Annotated in this window: 18 protein-coding genes; 8 read left to right on the top strand and 10 right to left on the bottom strand. The window is 66.1% G+C overall.

Features of this window, described 5'->3' with window-relative positions:
• Positions 1-17 precede the first annotated feature (17 nt).
• Positions 18-968 (bottom strand): DNA-binding protein YbiB, encoded by a 951-nt coding sequence (gene ybiB / locus ACSQ8Y_RS30210; protein ID WP_436270276.1) that lies wholly within the window; start codon positions 966-968, stop codon positions 18-20.
• 129 nt (positions 969-1,097) lie between these two features.
• Here ybiB and ACSQ8Y_RS30205 point away from each other — a divergent pair, with 129 nt between their 5' ends.
• Positions 1,098-2,156 (top strand): 3-deoxy-7-phosphoheptulonate synthase, encoded by a 1,059-nt coding sequence (locus ACSQ8Y_RS30205; protein WP_436270275.1) that lies wholly within the window; start codon positions 1,098-1,100, stop codon positions 2,154-2,156.
• A gap of 67 nt (positions 2,157-2,223) precedes the next feature.
• On the opposite strand, the gene ACSQ8Y_RS30200 is transcribed toward ACSQ8Y_RS30205, so the two are convergent.
• Positions 2,224-2,559, bottom strand: a complete 336-nt coding sequence (locus ACSQ8Y_RS30200) for a hypothetical protein (RefSeq protein ID WP_436270274.1) — start codon at positions 2,557-2,559, stop codon at positions 2,224-2,226.
• A 219-nt stretch (positions 2,560-2,778) separates the two neighbouring features.
• Here ACSQ8Y_RS30200 and tsaD point away from each other — a divergent pair, with 219 nt between their 5' ends.
• The gene (gene tsaD / locus ACSQ8Y_RS30195) at positions 2,779-3,819 is read left to right on the top strand and encodes a tRNA (adenosine(37)-N6)-threonylcarbamoyltransferase complex transferase subunit TsaD (protein WP_436270273.1); all 1,041 of its coding nucleotides are present in this window, start codon (positions 2,779-2,781) and stop codon (positions 3,817-3,819) included.
• Positions 3,820-3,991: 172 nt separating this feature from the next.
• Here the strand turns inward: tsaD and ACSQ8Y_RS30190 are convergent, their stop codons facing one another.
• The 4 genes from ACSQ8Y_RS30190 to ACSQ8Y_RS30175 form a co-directional block, all read right to left on the bottom strand.
• On the bottom strand, positions 3,992-4,798 hold the full coding sequence (locus ACSQ8Y_RS30190) for an ABC transporter ATP-binding protein (protein WP_436270272.1): 807 nt from the start codon (positions 4,796-4,798) through the stop codon (positions 3,992-3,994).
• Between the two features lies 1 nt (position 4,799).
• Positions 4,800-5,708 carry a nitrate ABC transporter permease gene (gene ntrB / locus ACSQ8Y_RS30185; RefSeq protein WP_436270271.1) on the bottom strand — a complete coding sequence of 303 codons (909 nt, stop codon included), beginning with the start codon at positions 5,706-5,708 and terminating at the stop codon, positions 4,800-4,802.
• A gap of 9 nt (positions 5,709-5,717) precedes the next feature.
• Positions 5,718-6,950 (bottom strand): CmpA/NrtA family ABC transporter substrate-binding protein, encoded by a 1,233-nt coding sequence (locus ACSQ8Y_RS30180; protein WP_436270285.1) that lies wholly within the window; start codon positions 6,948-6,950, stop codon positions 5,718-5,720.
• 232 nt (positions 6,951-7,182) lie between these two features.
• Positions 7,183-8,091 (bottom strand): LysR family transcriptional regulator, encoded by a 909-nt coding sequence (locus tag ACSQ8Y_RS30175; RefSeq protein ID WP_436270284.1) that lies wholly within the window; start codon positions 8,089-8,091, stop codon positions 7,183-7,185.
• 365 nt (positions 8,092-8,456) lie between these two features.
• Here ACSQ8Y_RS30175 and ACSQ8Y_RS30170 point away from each other — a divergent pair, with 365 nt between their 5' ends.
• On the top strand, positions 8,457-8,918 hold the full coding sequence (locus ACSQ8Y_RS30170) for a DUF421 domain-containing protein (RefSeq protein WP_436270270.1): 462 nt from the start codon (positions 8,457-8,459) through the stop codon (positions 8,916-8,918).
• Between the two features lies 1 nt (position 8,919).
• On the opposite strand, the gene ACSQ8Y_RS30165 is transcribed toward ACSQ8Y_RS30170, so the two are convergent.
• Positions 8,920-9,402: an adenylyltransferase/cytidyltransferase family protein gene (locus ACSQ8Y_RS30165; protein ID WP_436270269.1), complete on the bottom strand. Its 483-nt coding sequence runs from the start codon at positions 9,400-9,402 to the stop codon at positions 8,920-8,922.
• Between the two features lie 18 nt (positions 9,403-9,420).
• Positions 9,421-10,626, bottom strand: a complete 1,206-nt coding sequence (locus ACSQ8Y_RS30160; RefSeq protein WP_436270268.1) for a PilT/PilU family type 4a pilus ATPase — start codon at positions 10,624-10,626, stop codon at positions 9,421-9,423.
• A gap of 168 nt (positions 10,627-10,794) precedes the next feature.
• On the opposite strand from ACSQ8Y_RS30160, the gene ACSQ8Y_RS30155 reads away from it, so the two are divergent.
• The 3 genes from ACSQ8Y_RS30155 to ACSQ8Y_RS30145 are packed head-to-tail and all read left to right on the top strand — an operon-like array spanning position 10,795 to position 13,007.
• Complete coding sequence (locus ACSQ8Y_RS30155) at positions 10,795-11,733, top strand: hydrogen peroxide-inducible genes activator (protein WP_436270267.1); 939 nt, start codon at positions 10,795-10,797, stop codon at positions 11,731-11,733.
• A 27-nt stretch (positions 11,734-11,760) separates the two neighbouring features.
• The gene (ubiA, locus tag ACSQ8Y_RS30150; protein WP_436270266.1) at positions 11,761-12,615 is read left to right on the top strand and encodes a 4-hydroxybenzoate octaprenyltransferase; all 855 of its coding nucleotides are present in this window, start codon (positions 11,761-11,763) and stop codon (positions 12,613-12,615) included.
• A gap of 38 nt (positions 12,616-12,653) precedes the next feature.
• Complete coding sequence (locus ACSQ8Y_RS30145; RefSeq protein ID WP_436270265.1) at positions 12,654-13,007, top strand: DUF883 family protein; 354 nt, start codon at positions 12,654-12,656, stop codon at positions 13,005-13,007.
• Positions 13,008-13,143: 136 nt separating this feature from the next.
• On the opposite strand, the gene proC is transcribed toward ACSQ8Y_RS30145, so the two are convergent.
• Positions 13,144-14,046: a pyrroline-5-carboxylate reductase gene (gene proC / locus ACSQ8Y_RS30140; RefSeq protein WP_436270264.1), complete on the bottom strand. Its 903-nt coding sequence runs from the start codon at positions 14,044-14,046 to the stop codon at positions 13,144-13,146.
• Between the two features lie 28 nt (positions 14,047-14,074).
• Positions 14,075-14,794 carry a YggS family pyridoxal phosphate-dependent enzyme gene (locus ACSQ8Y_RS30135; RefSeq protein WP_436270283.1) on the bottom strand — a complete coding sequence of 240 codons (720 nt, stop codon included), beginning with the start codon at positions 14,792-14,794 and terminating at the stop codon, positions 14,075-14,077.
• A 95-nt stretch (positions 14,795-14,889) separates the two neighbouring features.
• Here ACSQ8Y_RS30135 and ACSQ8Y_RS30130 point away from each other — a divergent pair, with 95 nt between their 5' ends.
• Positions 14,890-15,933, top strand: coding sequence for a type IV pilus twitching motility protein PilT (locus ACSQ8Y_RS30130; protein WP_436270263.1), 1,044 nt, complete (start codon positions 14,890-14,892; stop codon positions 15,931-15,933).
• 39 nt (positions 15,934-15,972) lie between these two features.
• A complete protein-coding gene (locus ACSQ8Y_RS30125; RefSeq protein WP_436270262.1) occupies positions 15,973-17,109 on the top strand; it encodes a PilT/PilU family type 4a pilus ATPase in 1,137 nt (378 codons plus the stop codon).
• Position 17,110 lies beyond the last annotated feature (1 nt).

The raw sequence follows: 17,110 nt of genomic DNA, 5'->3' as shown, positions 1-17,110 counted from the left end.
CCCCAGCTCTAGCAGCTCTACAGCGAACGGGCGACTTTGGCGACCTGCGCGACCTGTTCGGCGATCGAGGCCGGCACCCGCGTCTCGCCGCGCAGCACGGAGGCGATCCACGCAGCCGTGGCGGCGGCGCTCTTGTCTTCGGGCAGCACCACTTCCTCTTCGGCCGCCAGCTGCTTTTCCACCAGTACGGTGCGCTCGCCGTCGTGGAACCAGTCGATGCGCTGGCCCTTGTTGGCGTTGGCCACCGTCTCGCCTTCGGTGCCGCGCATGAGGAAGGCGTCGCCCCTGCCCTGCGGTGCAATGCTGAAGTATTCGCCCAGCATTTCCAGGTACTCGGGGTGCGTGTAGGACACCAGCCGCAGCGCCGGCACGGCGAAGGGCTGCATCATCTTCACCAAGGTGTGGGTGGAGTTGCGCACGCCCAGGATGCGCCGCAGCGACAGCATATGCGCCAGCTTGGGCGCCAGCGCGTCGATGGTGATGAAGGCGACCTTGCCGGCCGCCAGCGCCGCCTCGGCCTCGGCGTGGTCGCGCGCGGCGTGGATGCCAAGTTCGGCAAAGACCTCGGCCGTGGCCACCCGGCCGGCGTCGTGCGGCACGCCGTGCACCAGCACCGGCACGCCTTCGCGCGCCAGCAGCAGCGCCAGCAGCGGGGTCAGGTTGGCCATCTTGCGGGCGCCGTTGTAGGTCGGGATCAGCACCGGGGCGCAGGCGCCCGCCGGCGCCTTCAGCGGCGCGAACGAGGCTTCGGCGGCCTCCAGGAAACCGGCGATTTCGTCCACCGATTCGCCCTTGATGCGCATCGCCAGCAGGATGCCGCCCAGTTCGAGGTCGGAGACGCGGCCATCCAGGATCGCCTGGTAGAGTTCGCGGGCGTCGGCGCGCGTCATACTGCGTGCGCCTTTTTTGCCACGGCCGATTTCCTTGATGAAATGGGCGGCGGGGAAGGGATTGGTGTGTGGTGTCATAGGCTAGAGCTTACACCAAGCATGACCGCGCAGATTGCCGCGTGGCTGCACTGCCCGCAGGAAAGCGGCATTTCGGCTACACTTACAGGTCCCCCTGAATGCAATTATATAGAGTTGAGGCACCGAATCATGATCTCGCCAGATATCGAAAACGTAAACGTTACCAACTTCGCGTCCATGCCGACCCCGACGGCGCTGCACGCGAAACTGCCGCTGACCGACGCCGCGTCGGCCACCGTGATGCAGGGCCGCGCCGACCTGCGCGCCATCCTGGACCGCAAGGACAAGCGCCTGTTCGTCGTCGTCGGCCCCTGCTCCATCCACGACCCGGTGGCGGGCCTGGACTATGCGCGCCGCCTGAAGGCACTGCAGGCCGAGGTGGCCGACACCATGCTGCTGGTGATGCGCGTGTATTTCGAGAAGCCGCGCACCACCACCGGCTGGAAAGGCTACATCAACGATCCGGACATGGACGATTCCTTCCGCGTCGACGTCGGCATGGAAAAGGCGCGCCGCTTCCTGCTGGACGTGTGCGAACTGGGCCTGCCGACCGCCACCGAGGCGCTCGATCCGATCTCGCCGCAATACCTGGGCGACCTGATCACCTGGACCGCCATCGGCGCCCGCACCACCGAATCGCAGACGCACCGCGAAATGTCGTCCGGCCTGTCGACCCCGGTCGGCTTCAAGAACGGCACCGACGGCGACATCAGCATCGCCATCAACGCCATCCTGTCGGCGGCCAATCCGCACGCCTTCCTGGGCATCAACAGCGAGGGCAACGTGTCCATCGTGCGCACGCGCGGCAACGCCTACGGCCACGTGGTGCTGCGCGGCGGCGACGGCCGCCCGAACTACGATTCGGTGTCGGTGGCGATCGCCGAGCAGGCGCTGGCCAAGGCCAAGCTGCCGGCCAACGTGGTGGTGGACTGCTCGCACGCGAACAGCTACAAGAAGCCGGAACTGCAGCCGCTGGTCATGACGGACGTGGTCAACCAGATCACCCACGGCAACCAGTCGCTGGTGGGCGTGATGATCGAGTCGAACATCGTGTCCGGCAACCAGAAGATCCCAGCCGACCTCAGCGAGCTGAAGTACGGCTGCTCGGTGACGGACGGCTGCATCGACTGGGACACCACCGCCGACATGCTGCGCAAGGCGCACACGGAGCTGCTGAAGCGTCCTTGAACTGCCTTCCGTGAGGCGCTGGCGGCTTACGCGGCCTTGCTGCCAACCCCGCCCTCCCCGCCCTGCCCTACGCCCAGGGATTCGCCCCCACATGCGGGGCGACACCGAACGCGCCCGCCAACGCCGCCTCCGCGCGGCTGGCCGGCGCGTTCAGTTCATTCAGGTCCAGGTATATCTTGCCGTCCTCCAGTTTGACGGCATAGCGCCGCAAGCAGCCCTGCTCGGACGGGCCGCTCTCGAGCAGGGCGAAGACCTGGTCGTCCAGCGTGCGGAACACCGCCACGCCGGGCAGCTCCTGCCACGCCAGGCCGCGCGGCACCTGGCGCATGCCCTGCGGCGGGATGTCTTTCAGCTTGCAGATCAGTTTCCAGTATTCGGCCATGGCATTCTCCTTCGGTTGCATGGGATATCCATAGCAAGAGCGATGCCACCCCCATACCCAACGCCCCGTCCAGCCAAGCTGAGCCGCATTCGGGGACTCGGCGTCCCCGTCCGACCCCGCATGCGGCTCAGCTCGCCCTGCGGCGGTGCGGCGCGGGCTCCTTTGGTGCGGCGCTGCGGCGATGGGGCGCCCGGCTTTCCTTTACAATGGCGGATTACCCTTCCACTTCCCACTGCTCCAATGATCGTTCTCGGCGTTGAATCCTCCTGTGACGAAACCGGCCTGGCTCTGTATGACACCGAGCGCGGCCTGCTGTCCCATGCCCTGTATTCCCAGGTTGCGATGCACGAGGAGTACGGCGGCGTCGTGCCCGAGCTGGCTTCGCGCGACCATATCCGGCGCGCCATCCCGCTGCTGGAGCAAACCCTGGCCGGCGCCGGCAAGCAGCTGGCCGACATCGACGCCATCGCCTACACGCAGGGCCCCGGCCTGGCGGGCGCGCTGCTGGTCGGCTCTTCGGTGGCCTGCAGCCTGGCCATGGCGCTGGACAAGCCGGTGCTGGGCGTGCACCACCTGGAAGGCCATCTGCTGTCGCCGCTGCTGGCCTCGGAGCCGCCGGAGTTCCCCTTCATCGCGCTGCTGGTCTCGGGCGGCCACACGCAGCTGATGCGGGTCGACGGCGTCGGCCAGTACACGCTGCTGGGCGAGACGCTGGACGACGCGGCCGGCGAGGCCTTCGACAAGTCGGCCAAGCTGCTGGGGCTAGGCTATCCGGGCGGCCCGGCCATTTCGCGCCTGGCCGAATTCGGCGACCCGGCGGCCTACAAGCTGCCGCGCCCGATGATGCACACCAAGGATTTCAACTTCAGCTTCTCCGGCCTGAAAACGGCGGTGCTGACGGTGGTGAAGAACCACGAAGAGAAAGTGATCGCCAATATCTGCGAGCAGGACAAGGCCGACATCGCGCGCGGCTTCGTCGACGCCATCGTGGAGGTGCTGACGGCCAAGTGCGTGTCGGCGCTCAAGCACACGGGCCTGAAGCGCCTGGTGATCGCCGGCGGCGTGGGCGCGAACTCGCAGCTGCGCGCCGCGCTGAACGCGGCGGCGGCCAAGAAGCGGTTCAAGGTCTACTACCCCGAGCTCGAATTCTGCACCGACAACGGCGCCATGATCGCCTTCGCCGGCGCGCGCCGCCTGATGCTCAACCCGGACGCGGCAAAGAAGGATTATTCGTTCAACGTGCGCCCGCGCTGGCCGCTGGACGAACTGAAAGATATCTAAGCATCGCGAAGCGAAACTATGGGGCCAGAAACAATGGGGCCAGGGTTAATTAGCAAAGCAACTTTTGAAACAATGGGGCCAGGGTTAATTAGCAAAGCAACTTTTAATTAACCCTGGCCCCTTTAAATTTTTAGGGCCGGAACACACCGCGCTGCGGTGCGCTCCCCCCTTGTTACGCGGCCTTTTGCGCCGGCCGTCCCTGACGGTGGTACAGGAACTCGAGCACGCTGGTGCGGTAGTCGATGTAGAGCGGGTCCTGCGCCAGCGCCAGGCGGTCGCGCGGACGCTCCAGGCGCACCTGCACGATGTCGCCTATGGTCGCGGCCGGGCCGTTCGTCATCATCACGATGCGGTCCGACAGCAGCACCGCCTCGTCCACGTCGTGCGTCACCATCACCACCGTCGATCCGGTCGCCGCCACGATGCGCAGCAGCTCGTCCTGCAGGTGCGCACGCGTCAGGGCGTCGAGCGCGCCGAAGGGTTCATCCATCAGCAGCACTTTCGGCTCCATCGCCAGCGCGCGGGCAATGCCGACGCGCTGCTTCATGCCGCCCGAGATTTCGTGCGGGCGCTTGCCTGCAGCCGACGTCAGGCCAACCAGCGCCAGCGCGGCCCAGCTGCGTTCCTGCAACTGCTTGTTGCTCTCCTTGGCGCTGAACACGCGCTCCACCGCCAGGTAGACGTTTTCGTAGCAGGTCAGCCACGGCAGCAGCGAGTGGTTCTGGAACACCACCGCGCGCTCCGGCGACGGCCCGGCGATCTCGCGGCCGTTGCAGATCAGGAAGCCGCTGCTGGCCGTGGTCAACCCGGCGATCAGGTTGAGCAGCGTGGACTTGCCGCAGCCCGAGTGGCCGATCAGGGTGATGAACTCGCCCTGCTCCACCGTCAGGTTGACGTTGGCCAGCGCGTGGAACTGCCCCTTCTTGGTGTTGAAGACCATCTCCGCGTTGGCGATGTCGATGAATTTGTTCGCGCTCATGTCAGTTCTCCACTTCTTCGTAGGTGAAGGCTTTGGCCAACGTCACCAGCGCCGATTCCAGCAGCAGCCCGACCACGCCGATGACGACGATGGCGATCAGGATGTGCGGCACGTTCAGGTTGTTCCATTCGTCCCAGACCCAGAAGCCGATGCCCACGCCGCCGGTCAGCATCTCGGCCGCGACGATCACCAGCCAGGCGGTGCCGATGGCCAGCCGCACGCCGGTCAGCATGTAGGGCAGCACGGCCGGCAGCAGGATCTTGGTGATGATCTTCCACTCGGACAGGCTCAGCACCCGCGCCACGTTCATGTAGTCCTGCGGCACGCGCTGCACGCCGACGGCGGTGTTGATGATCATCGGCCAGATCGAGCAGATAAAGATCGACCAGATGGCGGCCGGATCGGCGGCCTTGAAGACCAGCAGTCCGATCGGCAGCCAGGCCAGCGGCGACACCGGTTTCAGCAAACTGATGATGGGGCTGAACATGCCGTACATGAATTTGAAGCGGCCGATGATGAAGCCGAGCGGAATGCCGACCACGGCGGCCAGGCCGAAGCCCATCGCCACGCGCTTGAGCGAGGCCAGCACGTTCCAGCCTATGCCCTGGTCGTTCGGGCCTTTGCGGTAGAACGGGTCGGAGAACATCTTCACCGCCTCTTCCCAGGTCGCCCAGGGGGTGGGGAAGCTGCTGTTCTTGGACGCCAGGATCTGCCAGGCCAGCACCATCATGGCCAGGCCGAGCAGCGGCGGCAGATACTTCATCACGAAGGGACGCATGCGCACGCTCCCCGATTCAAGCGTGATGCCCTTGGCGGCGATGCGCTCGCTGCGCGCGGGCTTTTCCGGCGCCGGGGCCGGGGCCGGCTCCGGCGCCACGGGTGCGGCGATATTGTGCAGTACTGCGCTCATGGCGGCTCCTTAGGCTTTGATCTTGAATGAGTCGGCGTAGGCTTTCGGATTCTTGCCGTCCCAGGTGCTACCGTCGATCATCTTCACGCTGCGCATGGTCGACTTCGGCACGCTGACCTTGGCCATCGCCGCGGCGTCCTTGTAGATGTCGATCTGGTTGATCTGCGTGGCCACCGCCAGGTAGTCCGGCTCGGCCTTGAGCAGGCCCCAGCGCTTCTGCTGCGTCAGGAACCACATGCCGTCGGACAGGTAGGGGAAGTTCACCGAACCGTCGTTGTAGAACTTCATCGCGTTCGGATCGTCCCAGGTCTTGCCCAGGCCGTTCTGGTAGCGGCCCAGGATGCGCTGGTTGATCACGTCGACCGAGGTGTTCACATAGGACTTGTCGGCGATGGTTTCGGCCATCTTCAGCTTGTTCGACAGCGAAGCGTCGATCCAGCGGCCGGCGTCGAGGATGGCGGCGGTCAGCGCGCGCGCCGTGTTCGGATACTTCTTCACCCACTCGGCGCTGGTGCCCAGCACCTTCTCCGGATGGTCGCGCCAGATCTCCTGCGTGGTGGTGGCGGTGATGCCGATGCCGTCCACGATGGCGCGGTGGTTCCACGGTTCGCCGACGCAGAAGCCGTCCATGTTCCCGATGCGCATATTGGCCACCATCTGCGGCGGCGGCACGGTGATCATCTTGGCGTCCTTCATCGGATTGATGCCGTAGCTGGCCAGCCAGTAGTACAGCCACATGGCGTGGGTGCCGGTCGGGAAGGTCTGCGCGAAGGAGTACTCGCGCGGGTCGGTTTTCATCAGCTTGGCCAGCGAGGGGCCGTCCACGGCGCCCTTGTCGGCCACCTTCTTCGACAGCGTGATGGCCTGGCCGTTGTGGTTCAGGTTCATCAGCACGGCCATGTCCTTCTTCGGACCGCCCGCGCCCAGGTGCACGCCGTAGATCAGGCCGTACAGCACGTGGGCCGCGTCGAGTTCGCCGTTTACCAGCTTGTCGCGCACGCTGGGCCAGGACGATTCCTTGCTCAGCACAATCTTGATGCCGTACTTCTTGTCGAAGCCGAGTACGGACGCCATGACCACGGAGGCGCAGTCGGTGAGGGGGATAAAGCCTACTTTGACTTCTTCCTTCTCGGGTTTGTCCGAGCCGGCGGCCCAGACGCCTTGCGTGGCAAGGCCGGAGATTGCGGTGGCGGCGCCGGCCTTCAACAGGCTGCGGCGGATCAAGCTGATTTTGCTGTCCATCATATCCCCATGACTAGTTTGCAGTATTCGGCAAGCGGATGCCTGCCCTGCCACTAGCTTTGCAATAGCCGTGCCAGCCCGCTTGGGGGCGCCAAGGGGGCAATAACCGTGCTATATCGGGGCCAAACGCGGCGGGGCGCTGGGAAATGAATGTATTTTGAGCACCGTTGTTGTGCGGCGCACCAAAAGCAGGCCCGCTGCCGTGCTTTAGCGTGCCTGGCGTGCGTTTTTGCTACTTTTTGGACCGCAGGATGGGTTCGGCGCGCAAGCGTCCGGCCATCAGGTCGACGAAACTGCGGATGCGCACCGAGCCCTGGCGGCTGTCGCGGTGCACGATGTTGACCGGGATGCCGGGCGTGGCGTAGTCCTCCAGCACCAGCTGCAGCTCGCCGGAGGCCAGCAGGGGCGCGGCCTGGTAGGACAGCAGGCGCGTGACGCCGAAGCCCTGCCGCACCGCCTCGATGGCCGCGTCGTTGCTGTTGACCACCAGGCGCGGCTGGAAGCGCAGCGACTGGACGCGGCCGGCGCTGGCGAAGCGCCAGTCCGGCGGGGTGCTGGAGCCGGCCGACTGCACGATGGTGTGCTGCGCCAGCTGCTCCGGCGTCTGCGGCGCGCCGTATGCGGCCAGGTAGGACGGCGCGGCGCAGATCACGCGCCGCACATGGCCGACCGGCACCGCGCGCATGCTCGAATCGGGCAGCTCGCCGATGCGCACGCCGACGTCGATGCCCTCCTCCATCATATTAGTGACGCGGTCGACGAACATGGCGTTGACCTCCATGCCCGGATAGCGGCGCAGGTAGTCGACGATGCCCGGGGTGACGTAATGGCGGCCGAACAGCACCGGCGCGGTCACCGACAGGTGGCCGCGCGGGGCGGCGTTGCTGCCGGCGGCGGCCTCGTCGGCCTCGTCGGCTTCGGCGATGATGCGGCGCGCGTCGTCCAGGTAGCGCTGGCCGGCCTCGGTGACGCGTACATGGCGCGTGGTGCGCTCCAGCAGGCGCACGCCGAGGCGCTCCTCCAGCGCGGCGATGGCGCGCGTGACGGCCGGCGGCGACATGCCCAGCCGCCGCGCCCCGCCGGCGAAACTCTCCTCCTCGCCCACGGCGACGAACACCGTCATCAAATGCAGCCGGTCCATCATGTCCCCCGAGCCTGGCCGGCGTGCAGCCCCTGGAGGTCACGCACCAGCGGGACCGGCATGCGCTTGCCGCAGGACCGCAGCCTGGCTGAAGCTGCCTGCGCGGACGGCGCCGATAAACAAAGTGATGACGCGGGAGGTGTCAATTTAAAAATAGTTTGCAAGCAAAGGATGAAAACCACACGCCTGGACGGCAGCCTGGACGGCATCCAGTGTAGCACCGCCGCGCCGAATGAACTTGCTTCCATCCCATGCTGCCACTGGCGGCCTGGGCCGCAATTGGGCCGTGGCCGCGCCATCTACGGTGTTGGCACGGCGGGGCGCTTCGTCGTATAAGGTTGCATGGCTTGCCGGATGAGGTGCTTATGTTCGATATGGGTTTGCCGTGGTGGGAATTCGTCGCGCGCGGAGCGATGATTTATATCGTGCTGCTGGTGATGGTGCGCGTGGCGGGCAAACGCACCATCGGCCAGTTTACGCCTTTCGACCTGCTGGTCGTGATGCTGCTCAGCGAGTCGGTCTCGAACGCGCTGTCCGGCGGCGACGAGTCCGTCCCGGGCGGCTTGCTGGTCGCCGCCACCCTGGTCACGCTGAACGTGGCCATCGCTTTCGCCACCTCGCGCAGCCGCAAGGTCGCCAAGCTGCTGGACGGCAGCCCGGTCCTGCTGGGCCGCGACGGCAAAATCTTCAGCGACGTCGTCAAGCAGTGCCGCGTCGCCGAGGGCGACGTGCAACAGGCGCTGCGCGAAGAGGATTGCGAGCTCGAGGAAATGAAATGCGCTTTCCTGGAGGCGGACGGCAAGATCACCATCCTGAAGCGGAAATGACTCAGCCGCCGAAGGTGCGCACCTTGGCCAGCAACTTGCTGGTCGAGCGGTCGTGCTCGAAGTCGATCGCCACCGCCTGCCCGCCGTAGGCCAGCACGGCCTTGCCTTCGGGGATGGCCGTCATGTCGTAGTCGCCGCCCTTGGCGTAGATGCCGGGCCGCGCCTCCTGCACCACTTCCAGCGCCGTGTCCTCGTCGAAGGGCACCACCAGGCTCACCGATTCGAGCGCAGCCAGCACCGCCATGCGGTCGTCGCAGCCGTTCAGCGGGCGGTCGTCGCCCTTGCCCAGGCGCTTCACCGACGCGTCCGTGTTGGCGGCCACCACCAGCGAGGCGCCCAGCGCGCGCGCTTGCGCCAGGTAGGTGACGTGGCCGCGGTGCAGGATGTCGAACACGCCGTTGGTGAGCACCACCGGCCGGGGCAGCGCGGCGACCCGCGCCTGAAGTTCGGCGCGGCTGCAGATTTTTTCTTCGAATTGGGGCATGGTACTCTTCTGTAAACTTCAATGGCCGGGGCCGGCGCCGTGGCCGGGCTCGGCGTCTTCTTCTTCCTCGTCGATTTGCATGCTCAGCCCGCCGGACGGCGCGCCGCCGCCCTCGCCCGGCTCCTTGCGGTCGCCGCGCAGCTTGATCTGCAGCCGCAGCCCGTTGGCCGAGTCGGCGTTGCGCAGCGCCTCTTCGTACGAGATATAGCCCTTATTATAGAGTTCGTACAGCGCCTGGTCGAAGGTGCACATGCCCAGCTCGCGCGATTTGGCCATGATTTCCTTGATCTGCTGGAAATTGCCCTTGAAGATCATCTCGGCGATGGTCGGCGTGTTGAGCAGGATCTCGATGGCCGCCTTGCGCCCCTTGCCGTCCTCGGTGCGCACCAGCCGCTGCGACACGATGGCGCGCAGGTTGGACGACAGATCCATCAGCAGCTGGTTGCGCCGCTCCTCCGGGAAGAAGTTGATGATGCGGTCCATGGTCTGGTTGGCGTTGTTCGCGTGCAAGGTGCCCAGGCACAAGTGGCCGGTCTCGGCGAACGCGATGGCGTGCTCCATGGTCTCGGTGTCGCGGATCTCGCCGATCAGGATCACGTCCGGCGCCTGGCGCAGCGTGTTCTTCAGCGCGTGGTGCCAGGAGTGCGTGTCCACGCCCACTTCCCGGTGCGACACCAGGCAGCCCTTGTTCTTGTGCACGTACTCGACCGGGTCCTCCACGGTGATGATGTGGCCGGCCGAATTGGCGTTGCGGTAGTCTATCATCGCCGCCAGCGTGGTCGACTTGCCCGAACCGGTGCCGCCCACCACCAGCACCAGCCCGCGCTTGGTCATGATGACCTCCTTGAGCACCTCGGGCAGGTCCAGTTTCTCGAAGTTCGGGATCTCGGAGGCGATGGTACGGATCACCATGGCCACGTGCTGCTGCTGCACGAACACGTTGACGCGGAAACGGCACACCTCGGGCAGCGAGATCGCGAAATTGCATTCCATCTCGGCCGCGAACTCGTTGCGCTGCTTGTCGTTCATGATGGACATGGCCAGCGCGCGCGTGACCTCGCCGGTCAGGCGCTGCTGGCTGAGCGGCTTCATCGCCCCCTGCGACTTGATGCTGGGCGGGAAATCGGCGGAGATGAACAAGTCCGAGCCCCCGGTCTGGTGCATCACCTTGAGCAGCTTGTGGATGTAGGCCTGCGCTTCTTCGTGTCCAAATGTGGATGACATGCCTGCCTCGCTCTCGGTCGCTATGGGTCGCTATGGGTCGCGGCTGCCAGGGTACAGCCCGTGCCGGCAATTATATCGAGTGCCTTACGCTACAATAGGATTTCTTGTGCCGGTGGGGCGCCGGAATTCGGCATTGCGCCCATTCATTGCCTGTGTTCAAATACATTCATGACACTGACCGAACTGAAATACATCGTCGCTGTTGCGCGAGCGAAACACTTCGGACACGCCGCCGAAGCCTGTTACGTGGCCCAGCCTACGCTCTCGGTTGCCATCAAAAAGCTGGAAGACGAGCTGGGTGTCGTGCTGTTCGAACGCGGCGGCGCCGAGATTTCGGTCACCCCGCTGGGCGCGCAGATCGTCGCCCAGGCCGAGCGCGTGCTGGAACAGACCGCCGCCATCAAGGAGCTCGCCAAGCAGAACAAGGATCCGCTGGCCGGCCCGCTGCGCCTGGGCGTGATCTACACCATCGGCCCCTATCTGCTGCCGCCGCTGGTCAAGGCCATGATAGACAACGTGCCGCAGATGCCGCTGATCCTGCAGGAGAACTTCACCGTCAAGCTGCTCGAGATGCTGCGCCAGGGCGAACTGGACGCGGCCATCATGGCGCTGCCGCTGCCCGAGCACGGCATGGCGCTGCAAACGCTGTACGACGAGCCCTTCGTGGTGGCCATGCCCAAGCTGCATCCGTGGACCGCGCGCAACACCATCGCGGCCGAAGACCTGAAGACCGAGACCATGCTCTTGCTGGGCAACGGCCATTGCTTCCGCGACCAGGTGCTGGAAGTGTGCCCCGAGATGGCGCGCTACGCCTCGCCCGGCAACGGCATGCAGCGCACCTTCGAGGGTTCCTCGCTGGAGACCATACGCCACATGGTGGCCAGCGGCATCGGCCTGACCGTGCTGCCGCGCGCCTCGGTGCCGGACATGGGCGCCAGGGACGGCATGCTGCAGTTCCGCGCCTTCGACCAGCCCGAACCGTCGCGCCGGGTGGTCATCGTCTGGCGCAAGAGCTTCACCCGCAAGGCCGCCATCGACGCCGTCTGCACCGCCGTGGCGCAATGCAAACTGCCGGGCATCACGCCCTTGTACGAGCAGGCACTATAATCGCGCTTTTGCCCTGACGTGGACGCGATGAACAAGCTGCAGCTCTATTTCCGCCTGGTACGACTCGACAAACCCATCGGCACCGTGCTGCTGCTGTGGCCCACCCTGAGCGCGCTGTGGCTGGCCAGCGGCGGCCGGCCGGACTGGCGGCTGGTGCTCATCTTCTCGCTCGGCACCCTGCTGATGCGTTCGGCCGGCTGCGCCGTCAACGACTACGCCGACCAGGACTTCGACCGCCACGTCAAGCGCACCGCCGAACGCCCCATCACCAGCGGGCGCATCAGCGGCAAGGAGGCGCTGGCCGTGGCCGGCGTGCTGGCCCTGCTGTCCTTCCTGCTGATCCTGCCGCTCAACGCGCTGACCAGGCAGCTCAGCGTGGCCGCCGTCCTCATCGCCGCCAGCTATCCCTACTTCAAGCGCTTCTTCGCCATCCCGCAGGCCTACCTCGGCATCGCCTTCGGCTTCGGCATCCCGATGGCCTTTGCCGCCGTGCAGGACGCGGTGCCGGCCGTGGCCTGGTGGCTGCTGGCGGCCAATGTGTTCTGGGCCGTGGCCTACGACACCGAGTACGCCATGGTCGACCGCGACGACGACCTGAAGATCGGCATCAAGACCTCGGCCATCACCTTCGGCAGCTTCGACGTGGCCGCCGTCATGCTGTGCTACGCGCTCTACCTGGCCATGCTGCTGGCCGCCGGCCGCCAGTTCGGCATGGGCGCGCCCTTCCACCTCGGCCTGGCCGTGGCCGGCGCGATCGCCATCTACCACTACACGCTGATACGGGGCCGCGAACGTGCGCCCTGCTTTGCCGCGTTCCGGCACAATAACTGGCTGGGAGCGGCGGTGTTTGCGGGCATCGCGATGGACTACGCGCTGCGCTAGCCGTCCCTGGCTTATCCACCACAGCAAAGAGGCTCAACATGGACCAGAAAACCAACCAAGCCAGCGGCAGCAGCTTGCGCGACACGGCCGGCGCCGACCGCGAACGCCTGCTCAGCCACCTGCGTGAAGCAGTCACCGACGCCGAACAGTGGCTCAATACCGTCACCAAGGAGGGCGGCGCCGATATCGAGCACGCCAAGGCCGCATTCAAGGAAACCCTGCAAACGGCCAGGACCGACTTGCTCAAGCTGGAGGACAGCGTGCTGGCGCGCGGCAAGCTGGCCGCGCAAGCGACCGACGGCTATGTGCACGACCATCCCTGGGGCGCGGTGGCGGTGGGCGCCACCATCGGCGTGCTGGCCGGACTGCTGATCGGCGCCAGGCAGCGCTGATTGTTGCACCAGCGCCCCCGGTGCCGATTGCCGCGCCGGCGCCTGCCGGCTGCGCTGACCGCCGTGCCGCCCGCGCGGCAGTGCTCTCGTTGCGCAGCGGCTGACCGGCGCGCAGGCGGGAATCCCGTCCCCCGGCCTAGTCGGCGCCGCCGAACTCCTCGCCCAGTTCCCGGCCGCGTTCAGCGGCCGCTTTCATGGCGCGCCCTATCGCTTCGGCCACGCCGTCGTCCGCCATGCTGGTCAGCGCGGCGTAGGTGGTGCCGCCCTTGGACGTCACGCGCTCGCGCAGTACCGACACCGGCTCGTCCGACTGCGCGGCCAGCTGCGCCGCGCCGGTGAAGGTGGCCAGCGCCAGCGCCTTGCCCTGCTGCGCGCTCAGGCCCAGTTCCTCGGCCGCCTTCTGCATCGCCTCGATGAAGTAGAACACATAGGCCGGACCGCTGCCCGACACGGCCGTCACGGCGTCGATCTTGCTTTCGTCGTCCAGCCACACCGTGCCGCCCACGGCTTGCATGATGCCATCCGCCGCCGCCTTCTGCTGCGCGCTCACGCCGCCGCAAGCGGCCATGCCGGTGATGCCCATGCCGATCAGCGCCGGCGTGTTCGGCATGCAGCGCACGATGGCGCGCATATTGGCGCCCTCGCCGCCCAGCCAGCGCGACAGGTCCACGGCGCGGATGCCGGCCGCGATCGACACCAACAGCGGGCCGGCGCCGGCCGCCGCCGCCGCCGCGTCGGGCAGCAGCGGCCGCAGCTGCTCGGCCACTTCGCGCATGCTCTGCGGCTTCACCGCCAGTACGATCACGTCCGCGCTGGCCACGGCCTGGTAGGCCGCCGCGTCGGCATCGGCCACGCCGGGTGCGTGCGGCGCGCCAGGCAGCGACGAGGACGTCGTCACCCCGTACTGCGCTTGCAGCCTGGCCAGCGCCGCCGCGTTGGGATCGACCACGTGGATATTGGCGCCGGCCGTCAGCTTGCCTGCCAGTCCCGCGATCAGTGCGGTGGCCATATTGCCGCCGCCGATAAATGCAATCTTCATAGTCATCCTTGTGTGCATCCGGTGTGCATCATTGTGTGGTTGCGGCGTAGCTGCGCGCGCCGAAGATGGCGCTGCCGACGCGTACGATGGTCGCGCCCTCCAGCACCGCCGCCCGCATGTCGCCCGACATGCCCATCGACAGCGTGTCGAGCGGCAGGCCCTGGGCGCGCAGTTCCTCGTACAGTTCGCGCACGCGGCGGAATGCCGCGCGCTGCTTGGCTACATCGTCTTCCGGCTCGGGGATCGCCATCAGGCCGCGCAGGCGCAAACGCGGCAACGCCGCCACCGCCCGCGCCAGCGCCAGCACCTCGTCCGGCGCCGCGCCGCTCTTGCTCGCTTCACCGCTGATATTGACCTGTATGCAAATACTCAGCGGCGCCAGCCCGGCCGGGCGCTGCTCGTTCAGGCGCAGCGCGATCTTCTCGCGCTCCACCGTGTGCACCCAGTCGAAGTGCTCGGCGATGGGGCGCGTCTTGTTGCTTTGTATCGGTCCGATGAAATGCCATTCCAGCGCCTGGTCCGGCGTGGGGGTCGCGGCAGCGAGGGCGCGGATCTTGTCGACGCCCTCCTGCAGATAGTTCTCGCCGAAGGCGCGCTGCCCTGCCTGCACCGCCTCCAGCACCGCTTCCGGCCCGAAGGTCTTGGACACGGCGAGCAAGCGCACCGCTCCCGGCGCGCGCCCCGCTTCGTGCTCGGAGGCAACAATTGTACTGATCACTGCTTGCAAGTTCTGGGCTATTCTGGACATAATCATTGAGCGGGCTGGTTAAGCTGGTTCCGTGGCCGCGTCCCTCAGCATGGTTCACCGGGGAGGCGCCCGAAACGCAGGCACAGGGATTATAAATGGACATCTCCGAATTACTCGCATTCTCCGTCAAGAACAAGGCTTCCGATTTGCACCTCTCGGCCGGGCTGCCGCCGATGATACGGGTGCACGGCGACGTGCGCCGCATCAATCTGCCGCCGCTGGAGCACAAGGACGTGCACGGCATGATCTATGACATCATGAATGACGGCCAGCGCAAGGCCTACGAGGAAATGCTGGAGTGCGACTTCTCCTTCGCCATCCCCGGCCTGGCGCGCTTCCGCGTCAACGCCTACAACCAGGAACGCGGCGCGGCCGCCGTGCTGCGCACCATCCCGTCCAAGATCCTCAGCCTGGAAGAACTGAACGCGCCCAAGATCTTCGCCGAGTTCGCGCTCAGGCCGCGCGGCCTGGTGCTGGTGACCGGGCCGACCGGCTCGGGCAAGTCGACCACGCTGGCGGCCATGGTCAACCACCTCAACGAGAACGAGTACGGCCACATCCTGACCATCGAAGACCCGATCGAGTTCGTGCACGACTCCAAGAAATGCCTGATCAACCAGCGCGAAGTGGGGCCGCACACGCTGTCGTTCAACAACGCGCTGCGCTCGGCGCTGCGGGAGGACCCGGACGCCATCCTGGTCGGCGAGCTGCGCGACCTGGAGACCATACGCCTGGCGCTGTCGGCCGCCGAAACCGGCCACCTGGTGTTCGGCACCCTGCACACCTCCTCGGCCGCCAAGACCATAGACCGTATCGTCGACGTCTTCCCGTCCGAGGAGAAGGAGATGGTGCGGGCCATGCTGTCCGAATCGCTGCAGGCGGTCATTTCGCAGACCCTGCTCAAGACCAAGGACGGTTCCGGCCGCGTGGCCGCGCACGAGATCATGGTCGGCACGCCGGCCATCCGCAACCTGATCCGCGAAGCGAAGATCGCGCAGATGTACTCGGCGATCCAGACCGGCAGCAATGTCGGCATGCAGACGCTGGACCAGAACCTGACCGACCTGGTGCGCCGCAACGTCATCTCGTCGGCCGCCGCGCGCAACGCGGCCAAGATCCCGGACAATTTCCCGGGCTGATTTAGCATAGGGGCCTGGCCCCACAGGAAAGAACCATCAATGGAACGCGACCAGGCATCCAAATTCATGTTCGACCTCTTGCGCCTGATGGTCAGCAAGAACGGTTCGGACCTGTTCATCACGGCCGGCTTCCCGCCGGCGATGAAAATCGATGGCAAGATGACGCCGGTCTCGGCACAGCCGCTGACGGCCGCCCACACGTCCGACCTGGCCCGCTCCATCATGAACGACAAGCAGACCGCCGGCTTCGAGCTCACCAAGGAGGCCAATTTCGCCATCAGCCCGGGCGACCTGGGACGCTTCCGCGTCTCGGCCTTCGTCCAGATGAGCGCGGTCGGCATGGTGCTGCGCACGATTAACAGCGCCATCCCCAAGCTGGAGGAGCTCGGCCTGCCCGAGGTGCTCAAGGAGGTCGTGATGTCCAAGCGCGGCCTGGTGATCATGGTCGGCGCCACCGGCTCCGGCAAGTCGACCACGCTGGCGGCCATGGTGGGCTACCGCAACGAGCACAGCTACGGCCACATCATCACCATCGAGGACCCGGTCGAATTCGTGCACCCGCACCGCAACTGCGTGATCACCCAGCGCGAGGTCGGCGTCGACACCGACGACTGGGAGGTGGCGCTGAAGAACACGCTGCGCCAGGCCCCGGACGTGATCCAGATCGGCGAGATCCGCGACCGCCAGACCATGGACCACGCCATCGCCTTCGCCGAAACCGGCCACCTGTGCCTGGCCACCCTGCACGCCAACAGCGCCAACCAGGCGCTCGACCGCATCATCAATTTCTTCCCCGAGGAGCGCCGCCAGCAACTGCTGATGGATTTGTCGCTGAACCTGAAGGGCATGATTTCGCAGCGCCTGATCCCGCGCAAGGAAACCAAGGGCCGCGCGGTGGCGATCGAGATCATGCTCAATTCACCGCTGATTTCGGACCTGATCTTCAAGGGCCAGGTGCACGAGATCAAGGAGCTGATGAAGAAGTCGCGCGAACTGGGCATGCAGACCTTCGACCAGTCGCTGTTCGAGCTGTTCGAGGCCGACGCGATCAGCTACGAGGACGCGCTGCGCAACGCCGATTCCGTCAACGACCTGCGCCTGGCGATCAAGCTCGAAGGCAAGGCCGCCAAGACGCGCGACCTGTCGGCCGGCACCGAACACCTGAACATCATCTAAA

This window comes from Pseudoduganella sp. LjRoot289, from assembly GCF_964252925.1.
Classification (GTDB): Bacteria; Pseudomonadota; Gammaproteobacteria; order Burkholderiales; family Burkholderiaceae_D; genus Rugamonas.
This window is presented reverse-complemented; position numbering and strand designations above follow the sequence as displayed.